The organism is Microbispora sp. H10836 (genome assembly GCF_012999525.1).
Lineage (GTDB): Bacteria > Actinomycetota > Actinomycetes > Streptosporangiales > Streptosporangiaceae > Microbispora.
Window position 1 is genome coordinate 397,788 of record NZ_JABBWU010000002.1, and the last position, 15,562, is coordinate 413,349.

The window sequence follows — 15,562 nt, forward strand, 5'->3', positions numbered from 1 at the left end:
TCATGGGCTACCGGTCGTATGTGGCGGTCGGCGACAGCTTCACCGAGGGGCTCAACGACCCCCTCCCGGACGCGCTCCCTCCGGCGCCCGCGGAGGTGGTGCGCTACCGGGGCTGGGCCGACCGGGTCGCCGAGCGGCTCGCCGCACTCGAGCCGGACTTCCGTTACGCCAACCTCGCGGTGCGGGGCAAGCTGATCGACCAGATCGTCGCCGACCAGGTGCCCGTGGCCGTCGGCCTGAAGCCGGACCTGATCAGCTTCTGCGCGGGCGGCAACGACCTCATCCGCCCCGGCAGCGATCCCGATGAAATGGCCAAGAAGCTGGCCGCCGCCGTACGGGACCTGCGGGCCACCGGCGCCGACGTCGTACTCTTCACCGGCACCGATCCCCGGGACACCCCGATCATGCGCCGGGTGCGGGGCAAGTTCGCGATCTTCTACATGCACGTCCGGTCGATCGCCGACCTGTACGGCTGCCACCTGGTGGACATGTGGTCGATGCAGGGGCTGCGGGACTGGCGGGCGTGGAGCGGCGACCGGCTGCACATGAACGCCGAAGGCCACCGCCTGGTCGCCGCCCGCGTCCTGCACGTGCTGGGCGTGCCCGGCGAGGACGACTGGCGCAAGACCTGGCCGCCCCGGGAGCAGGTGGACCCGAGGGCCAAGCGCCGCGAGGACGTGCAGTGGCTCAGGGAGCACTTCGGCCCGTGGATCGGGCGGCGCCTTCGCGGCACCTCGTCCGGCGACGGCCTCGCCCCCAAGCGCCCCGACCTCAGCCCGCTGCCCCCGATTCCCTCTCCCTGACCGAGCGCCCGCCGCGACGTGCCGCTTTCGCCGGCGGCGGGCGCCTCATGCCACGGGAGGTCATACCCCGGTCCGATGTGCGACGGGCGGACATCGGCGAGGCTCTGCCGCACGACCACCGGCATCGAGGGGGACCGGCCATGGTGTGGAAGCGAGGGCGCGCCGGCAGGAGAGGCGGCCCGTCACGGCGTGGACGGGCGTGGCTGCTCGCCCTGCTCGTGGTCCTGCCGATCGCGGCGGCCGCTGTCGTGGCGGTGGCCTTTCCTTCGGTCGCCGCCACCACGTGCCCCGGCTGCTACGGGCTGCAGCGGCTGGCCTCCGGCGTCTACGCGGAATCGGGCCTGCCGTCGTCCCGGAGACGGCAGGTGCTGTCCGCCGTGGAGGAGGCGGAGCGGCGTGTCCGCGCCTTCTTCGGCGGCAGGCAGACCTCGCCCCGGATCCTCGCCTGCCTCAGCGACCGCTGCTACCGCCGCATCGGCGGGGGCGGGGAGCGGGGCGTCGCGGTGCTGAACCGCGCGGTCATGCTGTCGCCCGCGGGCGTGGACCCGGTGATCGCCTCCCACGAGATGTCGCACGTCGAACTGCACGCCCGGCTGGAACCGGGCGGTGTGGAGGTGCCGCAGTGGTTCGACGAGGGGCTGGCCGTGCTGGTCTCCGGCGACCCGCGCTATCTCGCGCCGGAGACGACGGCCGACCGCTGCCTGGTGAGCTCGGACGCGCCGCTGCCGGTGACGCTGGACGCCTGGCTGCGGGCGGCCGGCGCCGACCGGCGTGCCTATGCGGAGGCGGCCTGCCGGGTGAGCCGATGGGTCACCGCGAACGGCGGGCCGCACGCCGTGCTCGACCTCGTACGGCGCCTCAACGCGGGCGAGACCTTCGGGGCCGTCACGAGGATGTGATCCGCCGGCTCCGCTCAGGAGCCGGCGGTGAGGCGGCGCAGGGCGTCGCGAACCTTCGCGGGGTCGGTGGTGCGCCAGAAGGGCGGCAGCGAGTTGAGCAGGAACCCGCTGTAACGGGCGGTGGCGAGCCGCGGGTCGAGCACGGCGACGACGCCCCGGTCGTCCATCGAGCGCAGCAGCCGGCCCGCGCCCTGCGCCAGCAGCAGCGCCGCGTGGGTGGCCGCCACCGCCATGAAGCCGTTGCCCCCCGTGGCCGCCACATGGCGCTGCCGGGCCGAGGCGAGCGGGTCGTCGGGGCGCGGGAACGGGATCCTGTCGATGATCACCAGGGTCAGCGAGGGGCCCGGCACGTCGACCCCCTGCCACAGGGACAGCGTGCCGAACAGGCACGTCGCGGGGTCGCCCGCGAACTGCTTGACGAGCTGCGAGGTCGAGTCGTCGCCCTGGCAGAGCAGCGGCACGTCCAGCCGCTCGCGCAGCGCCTCCGTGGCGGCCTTGGCGGCCCGCATGGAGGAGAACAGGCCGAGCGTCCGGCCGCCGGCCGCCTCGATGAGCTCGGCGATCTCGTCGACGTACGCCTCGGGCAGGCCGTCGCGGCCGGGCTGGGGGAGATGCGTGGCGACGTAGAGGATGCCGCGGCGCGGATGGTCGAACGGCGAGCCGACGTCGAGGCCGGTCCACTCGCCCTTGCCCAGGCCCCACTGGCGGGCCAGGCTGTCGAACGAGCCGCCGAGCGCGAGCGTGGCGCTGGTGAGGACGACGGTCCGGTCGCCGAACAGCTTGTCGCGCAGCATGCCGCCGACCGACAGCGGCGCGACCCGCAGCGTGGGGGGAACGCGCCCGCGCCCCTCCTCCAGCCAGACGACCTCCGCCCGGTGGACCTCCTCGGACCTGGCGTCTCCCGCGTGGTCGCCGTTCGCGGCGTCGCCGGACTCGTCCGCGTCGTCGCCGGCCGCCGGGCCGAAGGCGTCGAGCATCCGCTGAGCGGTGTCGTGCACGTCGTCCAGCACGGTGAAGGCGGCCTTGCGCAGCCCGGCGTTCTCCGGGTCGTCCTTGTCCTTGTTGCGCGGCCCGAGGGCGGTGATGCAGGCGAACGCGGCGTCCCTGATCAGCGCGAGCGTCATCCCGAGCGACTGCGGCAGCGTGTCGACCCGGCCGGGCGGAGCGACGGCCAGCAGGGCGCGCAGGTCTTCTCCCGACTCCTGCAGGCGGTCGGCCACCCCCTGCTCGACGAGCCGTCCCGCCCGGCGCACGGCGAGGCCGATTGTGCTCTCCGACAGCTCTCCGGTGACCACCGAGGTCACCCGGTCGACGAGCTCGTGCGCCTCGTCGACCACGACCACGTCGTGCTCGGGCAGGACCGCGAAGTCCTCCATCGCGTCGATCGCCAGCAGCGCGTGGTTGGTCACCACGACGTCGGCCTCGCCCGCGCGCTCCCGCGCGAGCTCGGCGAAGCAGTCGGCGCCGCTGGGGCACCGCTGCGCCCCCAGGCACTCCCTGGCCGTCACCGAGAACTGCCGCCAGGCCTGGTCGCTCACGCCGGGCACGATCTCGTCGCGGTCGCCGGTCTCGGTCTCGTTGGCCCACTCCTGGATGCGCTGCACCATCCGGCCGGTGGCGCTGACCTCACGCGGGTCGAAGAGCTGGTCGTCCTCGTCCTCGGGCATGCCGGCGGCCATCTTGTGGCGGCACAGGTAGTTGCGGCGGCCCTTCAGGATCGCGAACTCGGGGCGGTGCGGCAGCAGGCCCTCCAGCGCGTCGGCGAGCCGGGGCAGGTCGCGGTCCACCAACTGGCGCTGCAGCGCGATCGTGGCGGTGGACACCACCACGGCGTCGCCGCTCTCGGCCGCGTGCCTGATCGCGGGCACGAGGTAGGCCAGCGACTTGCCGGTGCCGGTGCCCGCCTGCACCGCGAGGTGCTCCTCGCTCTCGACGGCGTCGCGCACCGCCTGCGCCATCTTGACCTGGCCCGGGCGCTCGACGCCGCCCAGCGCGGTCACCGCGGTGGCGAGGAGTTCTTCGACGGGCGGGAGCTCGGGACGGTCCTTGGGCACGGAAGAACGCTACCCGGTGCCACCGACATCCGGTGCGTGTCCGTCCCACCACATCCTGGCGTTCCAGGAACTCCCTCCCGGCGCGCATGGCACACTGGGGTGTCAGTGCTCTCAAGGTCAACGGCGATCTACCCAGTGAGGTCGAAAAGGGACGAAACGGACGTTTCGCGAGGGTTCCCGAGATCGAGTGGACGGAAAAGGGCAGGTAAAGGCACTATGTCTGCCATGTCGGAAGTTGTCCCACTGCCATCGTTCGGCGAGGTGTTCTTCGACGCGCGAGGCCAGGACCGTGTGCTCCGGGTCACGTGGCACGACGGCACGCTGGTGCTGAGCCTGTGGCGGGGCGAGATGTGCACGGCGAGTTTCCGCATGCCCATGGACGACGTGGGACGGCTGATCGACACCCTGGACGAGGGTTTCGCCGAGGCGGGCGGCGAGGAGCAGGACGCCGGGACCGGTCCGTTCCCCCAGCAGGGGGCGGCGGGACAGGACGGCTACGCCCCCCAGGGGACCTACCCCGCGCACCCGCAGGATCAGGGGCAGGACCACTACGCGACCCAGGTCCACGACCCGTTCGCCACGCAGGTCCACGACCCGTACGCGGCCGAACCCCAGGAGGCGTACGCGGCGCGCGCCCAGGACGCCTACGCGGGGCCCGACGCGTACGCCGGGCAGCCCGGTGACGGATACGCGCCGCAGGACCCCTACGGCGTACCCCACAACGTGCCGCAGGATCCCTTCGGGCAGACTCGGGACGGGTACGCCGCCACCGACGGTCACGTTCCGGCGCCCGACGGCTACGGCAGGGGCCACGACGGCTACGCGCACGGCGAGAACGGGTACGGGCAGGCCGAAAACGGCTACGGCCGCGGGGCGCGCGACGCGGGGTTCCCCGAGCCGCCCGGACCGGCCGACTACGAGTACCCGGACTATCCGGGAACCGGGCAGTACGCCCGCCCGCCGGTGCCACCGCCCGCCCCGGCCCCCGAGGCCTACCCCGCGCCCGCCGCGCTCGGCCCCAACGACGTGCTCGTCGCCCGCGGCACGCCCACCCAGGACCGCCTCGTCGCGTCGTCCGCCCCGCAGACCGGCCCTCAGGCGGCCTACCTTCCGGGCGCGCAGCCCGCGCCGGTGGACCCGAGCGACCCGCTCGGGCTCGGCGCGGTCCGGCCGTACGTCAACGAGTCGTACGCGAACGAACCGCCGCTCTACACCACGGGCGAGCGCCTGCGGCCGGACCAGTGGCCGAATGGCCAGGCCCCCGACCCGCACGCCGAGCACGAGCGCCGCGGGGGGCGGCGCGCCGGACAGCCCGCATCGGACTCCCCGATCCCGTGGTCGGAGGAGAACGGGGAGAACTGGGAGGGCTCCCGGGGTTGGTGAGGGCCCCGGTCAGCAGGAGTTCCAACTGTAAGTAACCTCGTCGTCTGATGGACACGTCAACGGCACTGCAGTTCCTCCTGCTCCCGGCCGGCGCCCTCGGCGTCGCCGCCCTGGCCAAATGGCGCGGCTGGTCGGCGCCGCTGCTCCTGGTGATGGCCGGACTGGCCGCCTCCTACGTGCCGGGGGTTCCCGACTACAGCCTCGACCCGCACATCGTGCTGCTGGTCTTCCTGCCGCCGATGCTCTACTCGGCGGCGTTGGACAGCTCGTACCTGCGGCTGCGCGACGCCGCCAGGCCCGTCGGCCTCCTGGCCGTCGGGCTCGTCCTGGCGACGACCTTGGTGGTCGGATTCGTCGCGCACGCGCTCGTCCCCGATCTCCCGCTCGCCGCGGCCTTCGCGTTCGGGGCGATCGTCGCACCGCCCGACGCGGTGTCGGCGGTCGCCATCGGGCGCAGGCTCGGCCTGCCGCGACGCGCGCTGACCATCCTCGTGGGCGAGAGCCTGTTCAACGACGCCACCGCGCTGACCGCCTACCGGGTCGCGGTCGGCGCGACGGCCGGCGCGGCCGCCGGCCTGCTCGACATCGGCGGGCAGTTCCTCCTGGCCGCAGGCCTCGGCGTGGCGATCGGCCTCGCCGTCGCGTACGTCGCCGGTGTCGCGCTGCGGCGGCTCGACGACGCGCTGATCGCCAACGGCGTCTCGCTGCTCGTGCCGTACGCCGCCTACCTCGGGGCCGAGGCCGTGCACGCCTCGGGCGTGATCGCCGTCGTGATCGTCGGCATCTACCTGGGCCACGAGCTCAGCCGGACGACGTACGGCACGCGCCTGCTGTCGGGCGCGGTCTGGAAGGTCGCCGACCTGGTGCTGGAGTCGATCGTGTTCGCCCTGATCGGACTGCAGCTGCGCCCGATCATCGCCGGGCTGAACGACGAGCGGCCCGGGGAGCTGGCGACGTACGCGATCGTGCTGTTCCTGGTGGTCGTCCTCGTGCGGATCGCCTGGGTGCCGCCCAGCACCTACCTGCCGCGGATGCTGTCGAAGAGAGTGCGCGCCCGGGAGCCCAAGACGCCGTCCTGGCAGAACGTGATGCTGACGAGCTGGGCGGGCATGCGCGGGGTGGTGTCGCTGGCCGCGGCCTTCGCCCTGCCCGAGCAGTTCCCCCAGCGCAACCTGCTGCTGTTCCTGACGTTCACGATCGTCGTGGGCACGCTGATCGTCCACGGCCTTTCGTTCCCCTGGCTGATCAGGCGGCTGGGCGTGTCCACCGCGCGGGAGCGCTACGGTGACGACCTCGCGGAGGCGGGCGCCCAGCAGGCCGCCGCGGCCGCGGCCCTGGCGCGGCTCGAGGAGCTCACCACCGACGGCGTGCTGGACGTCCACGAAGAGGTGGTCGAGCAGCTGCGCGCCCGTGCCGAGCGCAAGGCCCTGCACGCCTGGGAGCGGCTCGGCGGCGGCACCGGCCCCGAGGGCGAGGAGACGCCCGCCTCGGTCTACCGGCGACTGCGCCGGGAGATGCTCGCCGCCGAACGCGAGGTGTTCGTGCGGCTGCGGGACGAGCGGCGCATCGACGACGAGGTCCTCCACCGGGTCATGCAGGAGCTCGACTTCGAGGAGGCGACACTCGAACGCGGGTGAGCGCCCCCAGAACCCGGCGGTCAGGACCCGCGCGGCCAGGACCCGGCGCTCAGGGCACGGCCTGGCCCAGGCGCTGGTCCACGAAGCACCACCGCCAGTCCTCGCCCGGCTCGAACGAGCGCATCACCGGGTGGCCGGTCTCCTTGTAGTGGGCGGTGGCGTGCTTGCCGGGAGAGGAGTCGCAGCAGCCGATGTGACCGCACTCCAGGCACTTGCGCAGGTGGACCCATCGCATGCCGCGCTCCAGGCACTCCTGGCAGCCTTCCGGCGTGAGCGGCTCCGGGTCGGCCGTCACGAGCAGGTGTTCGCAGTTCCCCATGCCGCAGATGCTACGGCGCTTCATCGAATGATCGGTGCCTCCCCCGGCCGGGGGCCGCTCGCACCGAACCTCTACGAACCGCCCCCCGGAATCTGCACATCGCCTCCGTAGGTTCGTGGGTCATGACGACGGTCGACACGGGCGCTTTCACCGCCTGGTTACGCGACTTCGAAGGCGCGGCGCTGCTGCGGCGCACCTGGGGCGACCCCGACTGGAGCGCGGGAGCGCGTCTGGAGCCCGCCCTCGTACGCAGCCTGCAGCGGTTCCAGGTGGGGGAGGACGGTGACGGCGCCCGCCTGCTGGACAAGGCCCGCCGGGCGGGCGATCCGGTGTACGCGGAGGCGGTCCGCCTGTTCGTGGCGGAGGAGCGCGAGCACGCCCGCCTGCTGGGCCGGCTCTTGGAGTCGGCGGGGGCCGCCACGATCTCCGGCCACTGGACCGACGCCGCCTTCGTCCGGCTGAGGCGGCTCCTCGGACTGCGCACCGAGCTGATGGTCCTGATGCTCGCCGAGGTCGTCGCGCTCGGCTACTACCGGGCGGTGCGCGACGGTGTCCCGGACCTCCTGGCCGCGGAGGTCGCGGGCCGGATCCTCGCCGACGAGCTGCGCCACGTGCCCTTCCACCGGGACCGGCTGCGGCGGTCCTTCCGGGAGTCGTCCCGGTTGTCGCGGGCGATCGCCTCGGCCCTGTGGTGGTCGCTGCTGGCGGGAGTTCTGACCGTGGTCGTGATCGGCCACGGAGACGCCCTGCGCGGGGCCGGGATGTCCCGGACCGCCTTCGCCCGCGAGGTCACCGGCTGTTTCCGCGGGGTCGTCGCCGAGGTCATGGCGCGGTGAGAGACGGGGCCTCGAAGGGCCCGGGATCGACGGCGGCCGGTGGTGCGGGCGCAGGGCCGGGAAGGGGAGCCCGGTCCGGTCCCGCTCCGGTCCCGCGGCGGGCGGGCGACGGTTGGGTAGGGTGACCGGCATGCGACTCCTCCCGTTCGCCGCCGCCTGCGCGGCCGCCGTCCTGTTGGTCACCGGCTGCGCGACCGCGGACAAGGCCCAGTCGTGCGCCGAGGCGACGCAGCTGATCAGCCGGACCATCGGTGAGATCGGCAAGGTCGTCGACGACCCCGCCGCCATGCGCCAGAAGCTCGAGGACGGCGCCGCCGACCTGGAGAGCATGGCGAACAAGGCCGCCGACACCACACTCAGGGACGCCCTGCAGGGGCTCGCCGACAGCCTGCAGAAGCTGAACGTCGACGACGCCAACGCGGCGGTGGACGCGGCGCAGAAGGTCGCCACCGACGGCGCCGGCTACCTGCGCCAGGTCAGCGAGGCCTGCCTTTAGATCCGGTGCCGGGACCGCCGCCGAGCGGACGCGCCGGCGTCCCGTGGCCCGTGGCCCGTGGCCCGGCCGGCCGGGCCGCCGTACGGGCAGGTGCCCGTGGAGGGGCCGGCGCGGCCGCCACGCCGATCATGGAGATCGCGGCGGCGACCGAGACGGCCGAGCGCAGGCCCCCGGCGGTGCCCGCCGCGCCCACGCCCACCCGGACTGAGGGCATGGACCCGTTCGCGGCGGAGGCCGGGTCGGAGTCGGAGCGGAAGCTGCGGCACCTGGCCGGCACCACCACACGCGTGCCGCCCGGTGCTTCGCCCGACCGACGGTCGATAAAACGGCAACCCCGACAAATCTAGGGGAAAAGGGGCGGAAATAGCGTTCTCGCATGGAAGAGAACGAACCCGACCCCCGCTTCGTCCTCGCCAACGAGCGCACGTTCCTCACCTGGATCACCACCTCGCTCGCGCTGAGCGCGGGCGGCATCGGTATCGCGGTCGTTCCCGAGGGCGTCTTCGTGCCGTGGGTGCGCACTCTGCTCGCCATCGTGCTCGTGCTGCTGTCCGCCGTGGCCGCCGGCTCGGCCTACCCCCGCTGGCGGCACATCGACCGGGCGCTCCGGCAGGACCGCGCGCTTCCGCCGCCCGCCCTGGCTCCCCTGTTCGGGTACGGCGTGGCGGGGGTGGCCGTTCTGGCCCTCGTCGTGATCCTCCTGTCGAGGTGACCGGGCCAGTGAGTGACGTGCCGAGGCCGGGTCTGCACAGCGAGCGCACCCGGCTCGCCTGGGTCCGCACCGCCGTGACGATGGCGGGCTCCGGCATGGTGATGGCGGGACTCGCCGTACGGCACGACCTGCCCGGCCTCGCCGCCCCCTTCGCCGCCGCCGCGCTGGCCGGGGCGGTCCTGCTCCTGCGTACCGGGATCCGCCACCGCCGCCTCGAACGGGCGCTGCGGTACGGTCACCCGCTCGACCACCGGCTGGACGGGCGCATCGTCTGGGCCGGCGTGCTGGCCGTCGCCGCCGCGGCGCTGGTTCTCGTGCTGATGCTGGCCGTGTGAACACACGGCCCACCGAGAGCGGGCCGTCGGCGGCCTGCCGTGAGGCCGAGCGGCACGGCAGGCACGGCAGGCACGGCACTGAGGCTGAGCGGCACGTCACCGAGGCGATCGCGGCCGGGAACTCTCAGATCGCCGGCACGGCCTCCATGCGGTGCGGGCGCGGGCTGGTCTGCAGCCGGATGCCGCCGATGGCCGTCACCGCAGCCCTGTCCGCGTTCTCGCCCGCCCACGTCTCCGCCTTCGCGCGCAGGGTCCGGTCGGGGGACAGCAGAGTGTCCGCCATTTTCGCGAAGAGGCTCGTGCACGCCTTCGCCCGGACGCCGAGCTTGCAGTCGGCCATCACGGACATCACCTTGTCGGGCCCGTCGTACCAAATGAAGACGGACATGTGAAGCCTCGCGGCATCGCTCGGCCGGCAGATCATTCCCATCCTGGCGCCGGTCAACGGGTCGGGTGCCGCCGACTTCGCGCATGTCCAGGAATTGGCCGCCTGCAGCCAGTTCACCGCGACCATGTCGACCGTCACCTTGGGCAGGTACCGCTGCTTGGCCGTGGGGAACCTCCCGGGGAAGGAGGGCGCGGAGGCGTCCGTCACCGGTTCGGTGGTCGCCAGGCCCACGGCGGCGCCGGTGACTCCGCCCAGCGCCAGCGCCGCGATCATCGTACCCACCGTGACCAGCACGAACGCCGCCGTTCCACGTCGGCGGCCTTGGGGGGCCACGCCGGTAGGAGTGGGAGCCCCGGCGTCGGGCGGCGGCGCGTACGGCGGCCCCTGCTGGACGGCGTACGGCTGAGCCGCCTGCGGCCCGGGCGTCTGCGGCCAGGGCGAGGCGATGGACGGATGACCGGTCGCCGCGGGCCCGGGGGGCGGCGGCACGGTGACGCCCCGCTGGGCGGGAGAGCCGGGGGGCGGTGGCACGCCGAGGTTCTGCTGTGCGGGGGACCCGAGAGGCGGTGGCGGCTGCACCGGCTGCCAGGCGGCGCCGTCCCACCAGAACCTGCCGTCGGGAGAGTACGGCCAGCCGGGGGGCGCCGCCATCAATATCTCCTCTTCACGGTGAGCTCGATTGACCGGGTGTTCGCCTCGCGCTCCAGCGTGTACTCCCAGTCGAGAATGAAGGTCGTGTCCCCGTCGCCCGCGATCTGCTCGGCCAGCCAGCCGTTGACCTTCTTGACCGTCGAGGGGTCGTCCCGGTGCGGCAGGGTCGCGAACCACGACATGTAGTCCAGCCCGGCCGCCGCCGTGGTGCTGTCCGGATTGACGATCCTGGCCTCGACCTTGCTGATGTACTCGTAGAAGTTCACCAGGTTGTCGACGCGGAAGAGATCCGCTTCGAACCGGACTTTCCCGACTCTCAGCTCACAGGACCAGAACCGTCTTCTGTCGGCGCACGTGTGCCCCTGGTCCTGCAACGCCTCGACCACGGTCCCGATCCTGACGCCGGGGATGCAGTCGTGGCCGCAGTATTTCGTGTCCTGTTCGCGATCGGCGCGCGCGAAGGCGTACGAGCCCAGGCCGGCGAGCAGGAAGACGACCAGGCCGATCGCCCCGACCACGATCCGGCGAGATCTGCGGCCACTCCGCGTCAACTCCAGTGTCACGAAGACGGAGTATGGCAAGGATCCCGATCAAATGGGGACAGTGGCCCTGAATCCACTGTCCGACGCGCGGCAGGGACGCGGGGATCGTCCCGGCGGGCCGGCGGTGGCGGGTCAGTCGGCGGCGGCGATGGTGCCGGCGACCTCCTCCGCCCGCTCCTTCTCCTCGCGCGCGAAGCGCTCCGCGTCGAGCCGGTCGGCGATCTCCTCGTCCTGCCGCATCAGCGCGTCGAGACTCTGCCCGGCCATGTCGAGCACGCCCATGTCGGCGTACGCCTGCCGCAGGCGGGGGCTCCACAGGCCGATGTCCTTCACGCACGGCACGATCCGGCTGAACAGCAGCGCGCGGAACAGCCGCAGGTACTCCGACCGGTCCACGCACTCCATGGCCTCGCCGACCTCCTGCCGCGACAGGCCGAGGTTCTCCCAGATCTCCTGGCCGCGCAGCCGGTCGCGCATGAGGTAGCACCCCTCGATCACGAAGTCCTCGCGCTCGCGCAACTCGGCGTCGGACAGGTTCCGGTAGTAGTCGCGCAGCGCCATCCGGCCGAACGCCACGTGCCTCGCCTCGTCCTGCATCACGTACGCCAGGATCTGCTTGGGCAGGGGCTTGGTGGTGACGTCGCGCATGACTCCGAACGCGGCCAGGGCCAGGCCCTCGATCAGCACCTGCATGCCGAGGTAGGGCATGTCCCACCGCGAGTCGCTGAGCGTGCTGTCCAGCAGCGCCTTGAGGTGCTCGTTGATGGGGTAGGCCAGACCGACCTTCTCCTGCAGGAACCGTGCGTATGTCTCGGCGTGCCGCGCCTCGTCCATCGTCTGGGTGGCGGCGTAGAACTTGGAGTCCAGATCGGGGACCGACTCCACGATGCGGGCCGAGCAGATCATCGCGCCCTGCTCGCCGTGCAGGAACTGGGAGAACTGCCAGGAGGCGTTGTGCCTGCGCACCTCGTCGCGCTGCCGCTGGTCCATGCGCTCCCACAGTGGAGTGCCGTGGATCGCCAGGGTGGTGTCGGGGACGCCGAGCACGTCGTACGGGTCGACCTCGATGTCCCAGTCGATCCGCTTGACGGAGTCCCACTGCTTGTCCTTGCCCTTCTGGTAGAGGGCGAGCATGCGGTCCCGGCCGTCGTCGTACTCCCAGCTGAAACGGGCCGCGCCGGTCATCTCCACGTCCCACGTGGAGAGCTCGGCGGGGATGGTGTAGAGCTCGTGGGTCGACACGGGGGGACCTCCTCTGACGTACACCGTACGTTTCCCCGCGAGCGTGTCACGTACGCTGTACGTACGTCAATGGACGCCGGACGTCGGCGGTGAGAGAGGATTCGGTCATGCTCAACCGGAACCGCATCGTCACCGCCGCCGTGGAGCTCATCGAGAGAGAGGGCGCCGACGCCGTCTCGATGCGCAGGATCGCCGCCGAGCTCGGCGTCGGCGTCATGTCGCTGTACAACCACGTGCCCAGCAAGGCCGCGCTGCTCGACGCCGTGGCCGAGGACGTGCTGTCGCGGATCGGCTTCACCGACGACCCGTCCGCCCACTGGACCGAGCGGGTGCGCATCCAGGCGCGGGCCTTCCGGCGCATCGCCCACCACTACCCCCGTTCCACGATGGTCGTGGTGAGCAGGCAGCTGGGCTCGACAGCGGGTCTCCTCCCGGTGGAGCGCGCCCTGGCGACCCTGCGCGACGCGGGCTTCGACGGCCGGGAGGCCGTCCGCATGCTGCGCATGTTCATCGCGTACGTGGTGGGCTCGCTGCTGCGGGAGGTCGGGGTGACCCCGACATTCGCCCCGGTGCGGGCCGACGCGGCGATCGCCGACGTGGATCCGGCGCTGTTCCCCGTGGTCAGCGAGTTGCGGCCGCATCTGGACTCCTGCGACCACGACGAGGAGTTCGAGTTCGGCCTGGAACTGCTCGTCCAGGCCATGGCCGTACGGGCGGACGCGCGGGCCGATCGCGGCACCGGCGAGCCGACCGGCCGCGGGGGCGCCCGGCGGTAGGCCGCCGGGCGCCCCCGCCCGGGTGAGCCCGGGTCAGTACCAGTTGTGGGACCGGAAGTGGCCCCAGGCGCCGCACGGCGAACCGTAGCGGCCCTTGATGTAGCGCAGACCCCACCTGATCTGGGTCTGCGGGTTGAACCTCCAGTCGTTGCCGGCGTATCCCATCTTGTGGCCGGGCAGCGCCTGCGGGATGCCGTAGGCGCCCGAGCCCTGGTTGTAGGCCCGGTGGTCCCAGTTGCTCTCCCTGGTCCACAGGCTGTCCAGGCACTGGAACTGCTGGCCCGACCAGGTGCGGCGGGTGACGAGCCGGAAGGCGTACGCCTTGCTGCGGATCTTCGCCGGCGCCCGGCGGAACCGGGGCGGCTGCGCCGCCGCCCGCGTGGTCCACACGCCCAGGTGGGTGACGGGCCGCACGCTCTCCGCGGTCCGCTCCGCCTCCCCGGTCTGGCCCGTCTCCCCGGTCTGCGCCGTCTCCCCGGTCTGCGCCGTCTCCCCGGTCTGATCCAGGGCGGTCCACTCGCCGGCCCACGCCACTCCGCTTCCGCCACCGGTCACGGTGGCCGCGATGAGGGCGGCGACTGCGTTGCGTAGAAGGCTTCTGCTGTCCAAATCGGTCCTTGTCGTCGGGTCGCGTGCGGAAGGCGGGCGCGCGTGACGCCCTCCGTCCGGCCGCGCCCATGGCGTGGGCGCCGCCGTCCGCTCGGCCCGCCCGGATCACCAAGAGCTTCCGGCGGGCACCGCGACGGGTCCTCACGCGGATTGAAATACGGACAGCCGCTTCGCCGGTGGCATCGCGACACGCGGCGGCCGGTTCTTTGCCGTTCCGCCCCCCAACGCCGACCCTCCGCGGAGGCGCGGGTTACCGTGCGGCCGTGCGGCGCGCCCTGCGGCGAGCGCGGACGGGACCCTCGTTTAGGGTGCGGACATGAGCGTTCTCGAGATTCCGGTGACCACGATCGACGGCGAGGGCACGACCCTCGGCGGCCTGCTCGGCGGCGGGGCCGCCCTGGTGGTCAACGTGGCGTCCAGGTGCGGGCTGACCCCGCAGTACGAGGGCCTGGTCGCCCTCCAGCGGACGTACGCCGACCGGGGGTTCACCGTCGTCGGCGTGCCCTGCAACCAGTTCATGGGCCAGGAGCCCGGCACGGCTGAGGAGATCAAGGAGTTCTGTTCCACCACGTACGGCGTCGACTTCCCGCTGCTGGACAAGACCGAGGTCAACGGTCCGGGACGGCATGCTCTCTACGCCGAGCTGACCGCCGTGCCCGACGCGGAGGGCGAGGCGGGCGACATCCAGTGGAACTTCGAGAAGTTCCTGGTCGCCGCCGACGGCCAGGTGGTCGCCCGATTCCGCCCCCGCGTCGTCCCCGAGGCCCCGGAGATCGCCGAGGCGATCGAGAAGGTCATCTCCTAGGGCTCGCGACCCTGGGCCCGCAACTCGCCCGTACGACGAGCTGGGTGGGCAGCGTGACGGTCGGAGGCCGCCTGCCCTGCCGCAGCACGAGCTCGGCGGCGCGGTAGCCGATGTCCTGGGCCGGCTGGGCGATCACCGTCAGCGGCGGGGAGCACAGCTCGGCCCACGGCACGTCGTCGAACATGATGAGCGACACGTCCCTGGGAATCCGCACGTCAAGCTCCCGGGCGGCCAGCACGGCCGCCTCGCCGAGCACGTTGCCGCCCGCGATCACCGCCGTGACGTCCGGCCGGTGCTGCAGCAGCCCCGCGGCGGCCGCGTAGGCGGAGTCGCGGCTCGACCGGGCATGTACGACCAGGTCCCGGTCGGCGGGCAGCCCCAGCGAGGCGAGCGCGGCGGTGAAGGCGGCCACCCGCTGCGACTGCGCGTGCCGGCCGAGGTAGGCGATCTTCCGGTGTCCCAGCCCGGCCAGGTACTCCACCGCCGTCAGCACTCCCGCCCGGTCGTCGGGCACCACGCTGGGCACGTCCGTGCGCACCCGCCGGTCGGCGAACACCACGTTCAGCCCCGCGCGCAGCGCGGGCGCCCACATGTCCCCGTCCCCGGACGGCACCGCGATCAGCCGGTCCATGCTCTGCTCGATGAGCGTGCCGATCAGCTCGGCCTCCCGTTCGGGGTCGTCGCCGGTGACCCCCACCGTGACCGGCTCGCCGTACGAGCGGGCGCACGACAGCACGCCGTCGGCCAGTCGCGCGTAGAAGCTGTCGGTGATGTCGGGGACCAGCAGGCCGATGCCGCCCGTCCGCTGGCGCCTCAGGTTGCGGCCCAGCGCGCTCGGCCGGTAGTCGAGGCGCGCCGCCGCGGCGAGCACCTTCTCGCGGGTCTCGGCGCTCGCCGAGCCGCCCGACAGGACCCGGGACACGGTGGCCACCCCGACCCCCGCCGCCTCCGCCACTTCCTTGATGGTTATCCGCCGCTGCGCTGGACCGTTCATGGAAACGATTCCACCATGATTCCATGTCCTGTGTCATCGAAATCTTGACAATAGGCGGTATTTCACGGGACAGTCATGAAA

The 15,562-nt window shown here is 72.6% G+C and carries 17 protein-coding genes; 10 read left to right on the forward strand and 7 right to left on the reverse strand.

Translation table 11 applies throughout. The annotated features are described in order from the left end of the window. Positions 1–2 precede the first annotated feature (2 nt). Positions 3–803, forward strand: coding sequence for an SGNH/GDSL hydrolase family protein (locus tag HHX30_RS06565; protein ID WP_169980399.1), 801 nt, complete (start codon positions 3–5; stop codon positions 801–803). 140 nt (positions 804–943) lie between these two features. After that, positions 944–1,702 carry a hypothetical protein gene (locus HHX30_RS06570; protein WP_169980401.1) on the forward strand — a complete coding sequence of 253 codons (759 nt, stop codon included), beginning with the start codon at positions 944–946 and terminating at the stop codon, positions 1,700–1,702. 14 nt (positions 1,703–1,716) lie between these two features. On the opposite strand, the gene HHX30_RS06575 is transcribed toward HHX30_RS06570, so the two are convergent. Continuing rightward, positions 1,717–3,756, reverse strand: a complete 2,040-nt coding sequence (locus HHX30_RS06575) for an ATP-dependent DNA helicase (RefSeq protein ID WP_169980403.1) — start codon at positions 3,754–3,756, stop codon at positions 1,717–1,719. A 225-nt stretch (positions 3,757–3,981) separates the two neighbouring features. Here HHX30_RS06575 and HHX30_RS06580 point away from each other — a divergent pair, with 225 nt between their 5' ends. After that, complete coding sequence (locus tag HHX30_RS06580) at positions 3,982–5,139, forward strand: hypothetical protein (protein WP_169980405.1); 1,158 nt, start codon at positions 3,982–3,984, stop codon at positions 5,137–5,139. Positions 5,140–5,186: 47 nt separating this feature from the next. Further along, positions 5,187–6,776 (forward strand): Na+/H+ antiporter, encoded by a 1,590-nt coding sequence (locus HHX30_RS06585; RefSeq protein WP_169980407.1) that lies wholly within the window; start codon positions 5,187–5,189, stop codon positions 6,774–6,776. 49 nt (positions 6,777–6,825) lie between these two features. Here the strand turns inward: HHX30_RS06585 and HHX30_RS06590 are convergent, their stop codons facing one another. Then, complete coding sequence (locus HHX30_RS06590; RefSeq protein WP_169980409.1) at positions 6,826–7,095, reverse strand: ubiquitin carboxyl-terminal hydrolase 14; 270 nt, start codon at positions 7,093–7,095, stop codon at positions 6,826–6,828. A gap of 122 nt (positions 7,096–7,217) precedes the next feature. Between HHX30_RS06590 and HHX30_RS06595 the strand changes: the two genes are divergently transcribed. The 4 genes from HHX30_RS06595 (at position 7,218) to HHX30_RS06610 (ending at position 9,474) form a co-directional block, all read left to right on the forward strand. Next, complete coding sequence (locus tag HHX30_RS06595; protein ID WP_169980411.1) at positions 7,218–7,931, forward strand: ferritin-like domain-containing protein; 714 nt, start codon at positions 7,218–7,220, stop codon at positions 7,929–7,931. 130 nt (positions 7,932–8,061) lie between these two features. Beyond that, positions 8,062–8,427, forward strand: coding sequence for a hypothetical protein (locus HHX30_RS06600; protein ID WP_169980412.1), 366 nt, complete (start codon positions 8,062–8,064; stop codon positions 8,425–8,427). A gap of 376 nt (positions 8,428–8,803) precedes the next feature. After that, positions 8,804–9,139 carry a YidH family protein gene (locus tag HHX30_RS06605; RefSeq protein ID WP_169980414.1) on the forward strand — a complete coding sequence of 112 codons (336 nt, stop codon included), beginning with the start codon at positions 8,804–8,806 and terminating at the stop codon, positions 9,137–9,139. Between the two features lie 8 nt (positions 9,140–9,147). Continuing rightward, positions 9,148–9,474 carry a DUF202 domain-containing protein gene (locus tag HHX30_RS06610; protein ID WP_311922143.1) on the forward strand — a complete coding sequence of 109 codons (327 nt, stop codon included), beginning with the start codon at positions 9,148–9,150 and terminating at the stop codon, positions 9,472–9,474. A 124-nt stretch (positions 9,475–9,598) separates the two neighbouring features. Here the strand turns inward: HHX30_RS06610 and HHX30_RS06615 are convergent, their stop codons facing one another. The 3 genes from HHX30_RS06615 to HHX30_RS06625 all read right to left on the reverse strand — a co-directional run bounded on the left by HHX30_RS06615 (position 9,599) and on the right by HHX30_RS06625 (position 12,297). Further along, a complete protein-coding gene (locus HHX30_RS06615; protein WP_169980418.1) occupies positions 9,599–10,513 on the reverse strand; it encodes a hypothetical protein in 915 nt (304 codons plus the stop codon). Further along, positions 10,513–11,076, reverse strand: a complete 564-nt coding sequence (locus HHX30_RS06620) for a hypothetical protein (protein ID WP_169980420.1) — start codon at positions 11,074–11,076, stop codon at positions 10,513–10,515. The genes HHX30_RS06615 and HHX30_RS06620 overlap by 1 nt, the downstream gene beginning before the upstream one ends. Before the next feature lie 111 nt (positions 11,077–11,187). After that, positions 11,188–12,297 carry a ferritin-like domain-containing protein gene (locus HHX30_RS06625; protein WP_169980422.1) on the reverse strand — a complete coding sequence of 370 codons (1,110 nt, stop codon included), beginning with the start codon at positions 12,295–12,297 and terminating at the stop codon, positions 11,188–11,190. Positions 12,298–12,404: 107 nt separating this feature from the next. Between HHX30_RS06625 and HHX30_RS06630 the strand changes: the two genes are divergently transcribed. Further along, complete coding sequence (locus tag HHX30_RS06630; RefSeq protein WP_169980424.1) at positions 12,405–13,073, forward strand: TetR/AcrR family transcriptional regulator C-terminal domain-containing protein; 669 nt, start codon at positions 12,405–12,407, stop codon at positions 13,071–13,073. A 33-nt stretch (positions 13,074–13,106) separates the two neighbouring features. On the opposite strand, the gene HHX30_RS06635 is transcribed toward HHX30_RS06630, so the two are convergent. After that, positions 13,107–13,682 (reverse strand): transglycosylase SLT domain-containing protein, encoded by a 576-nt coding sequence (locus tag HHX30_RS06635; protein WP_169980426.1) that lies wholly within the window; start codon positions 13,680–13,682, stop codon positions 13,107–13,109. A 316-nt stretch (positions 13,683–13,998) separates the two neighbouring features. On the opposite strand from HHX30_RS06635, the gene HHX30_RS06640 reads away from it, so the two are divergent. Next, positions 13,999–14,487 (forward strand): glutathione peroxidase, encoded by a 489-nt coding sequence (locus tag HHX30_RS06640; protein ID WP_169980428.1) that lies wholly within the window; start codon positions 13,999–14,001, stop codon positions 14,485–14,487. Here the strand turns inward: HHX30_RS06640 and HHX30_RS06645 are convergent. Then, positions 14,477–15,481 (reverse strand): LacI family DNA-binding transcriptional regulator, encoded by a 1,005-nt coding sequence (locus HHX30_RS06645; RefSeq protein WP_169980430.1) that lies wholly within the window; start codon positions 15,479–15,481, stop codon positions 14,477–14,479. The genes HHX30_RS06640 and HHX30_RS06645 overlap by 11 nt on opposite strands. Between the last annotated feature and the right edge of the window lie 81 nt (positions 15,482–15,562).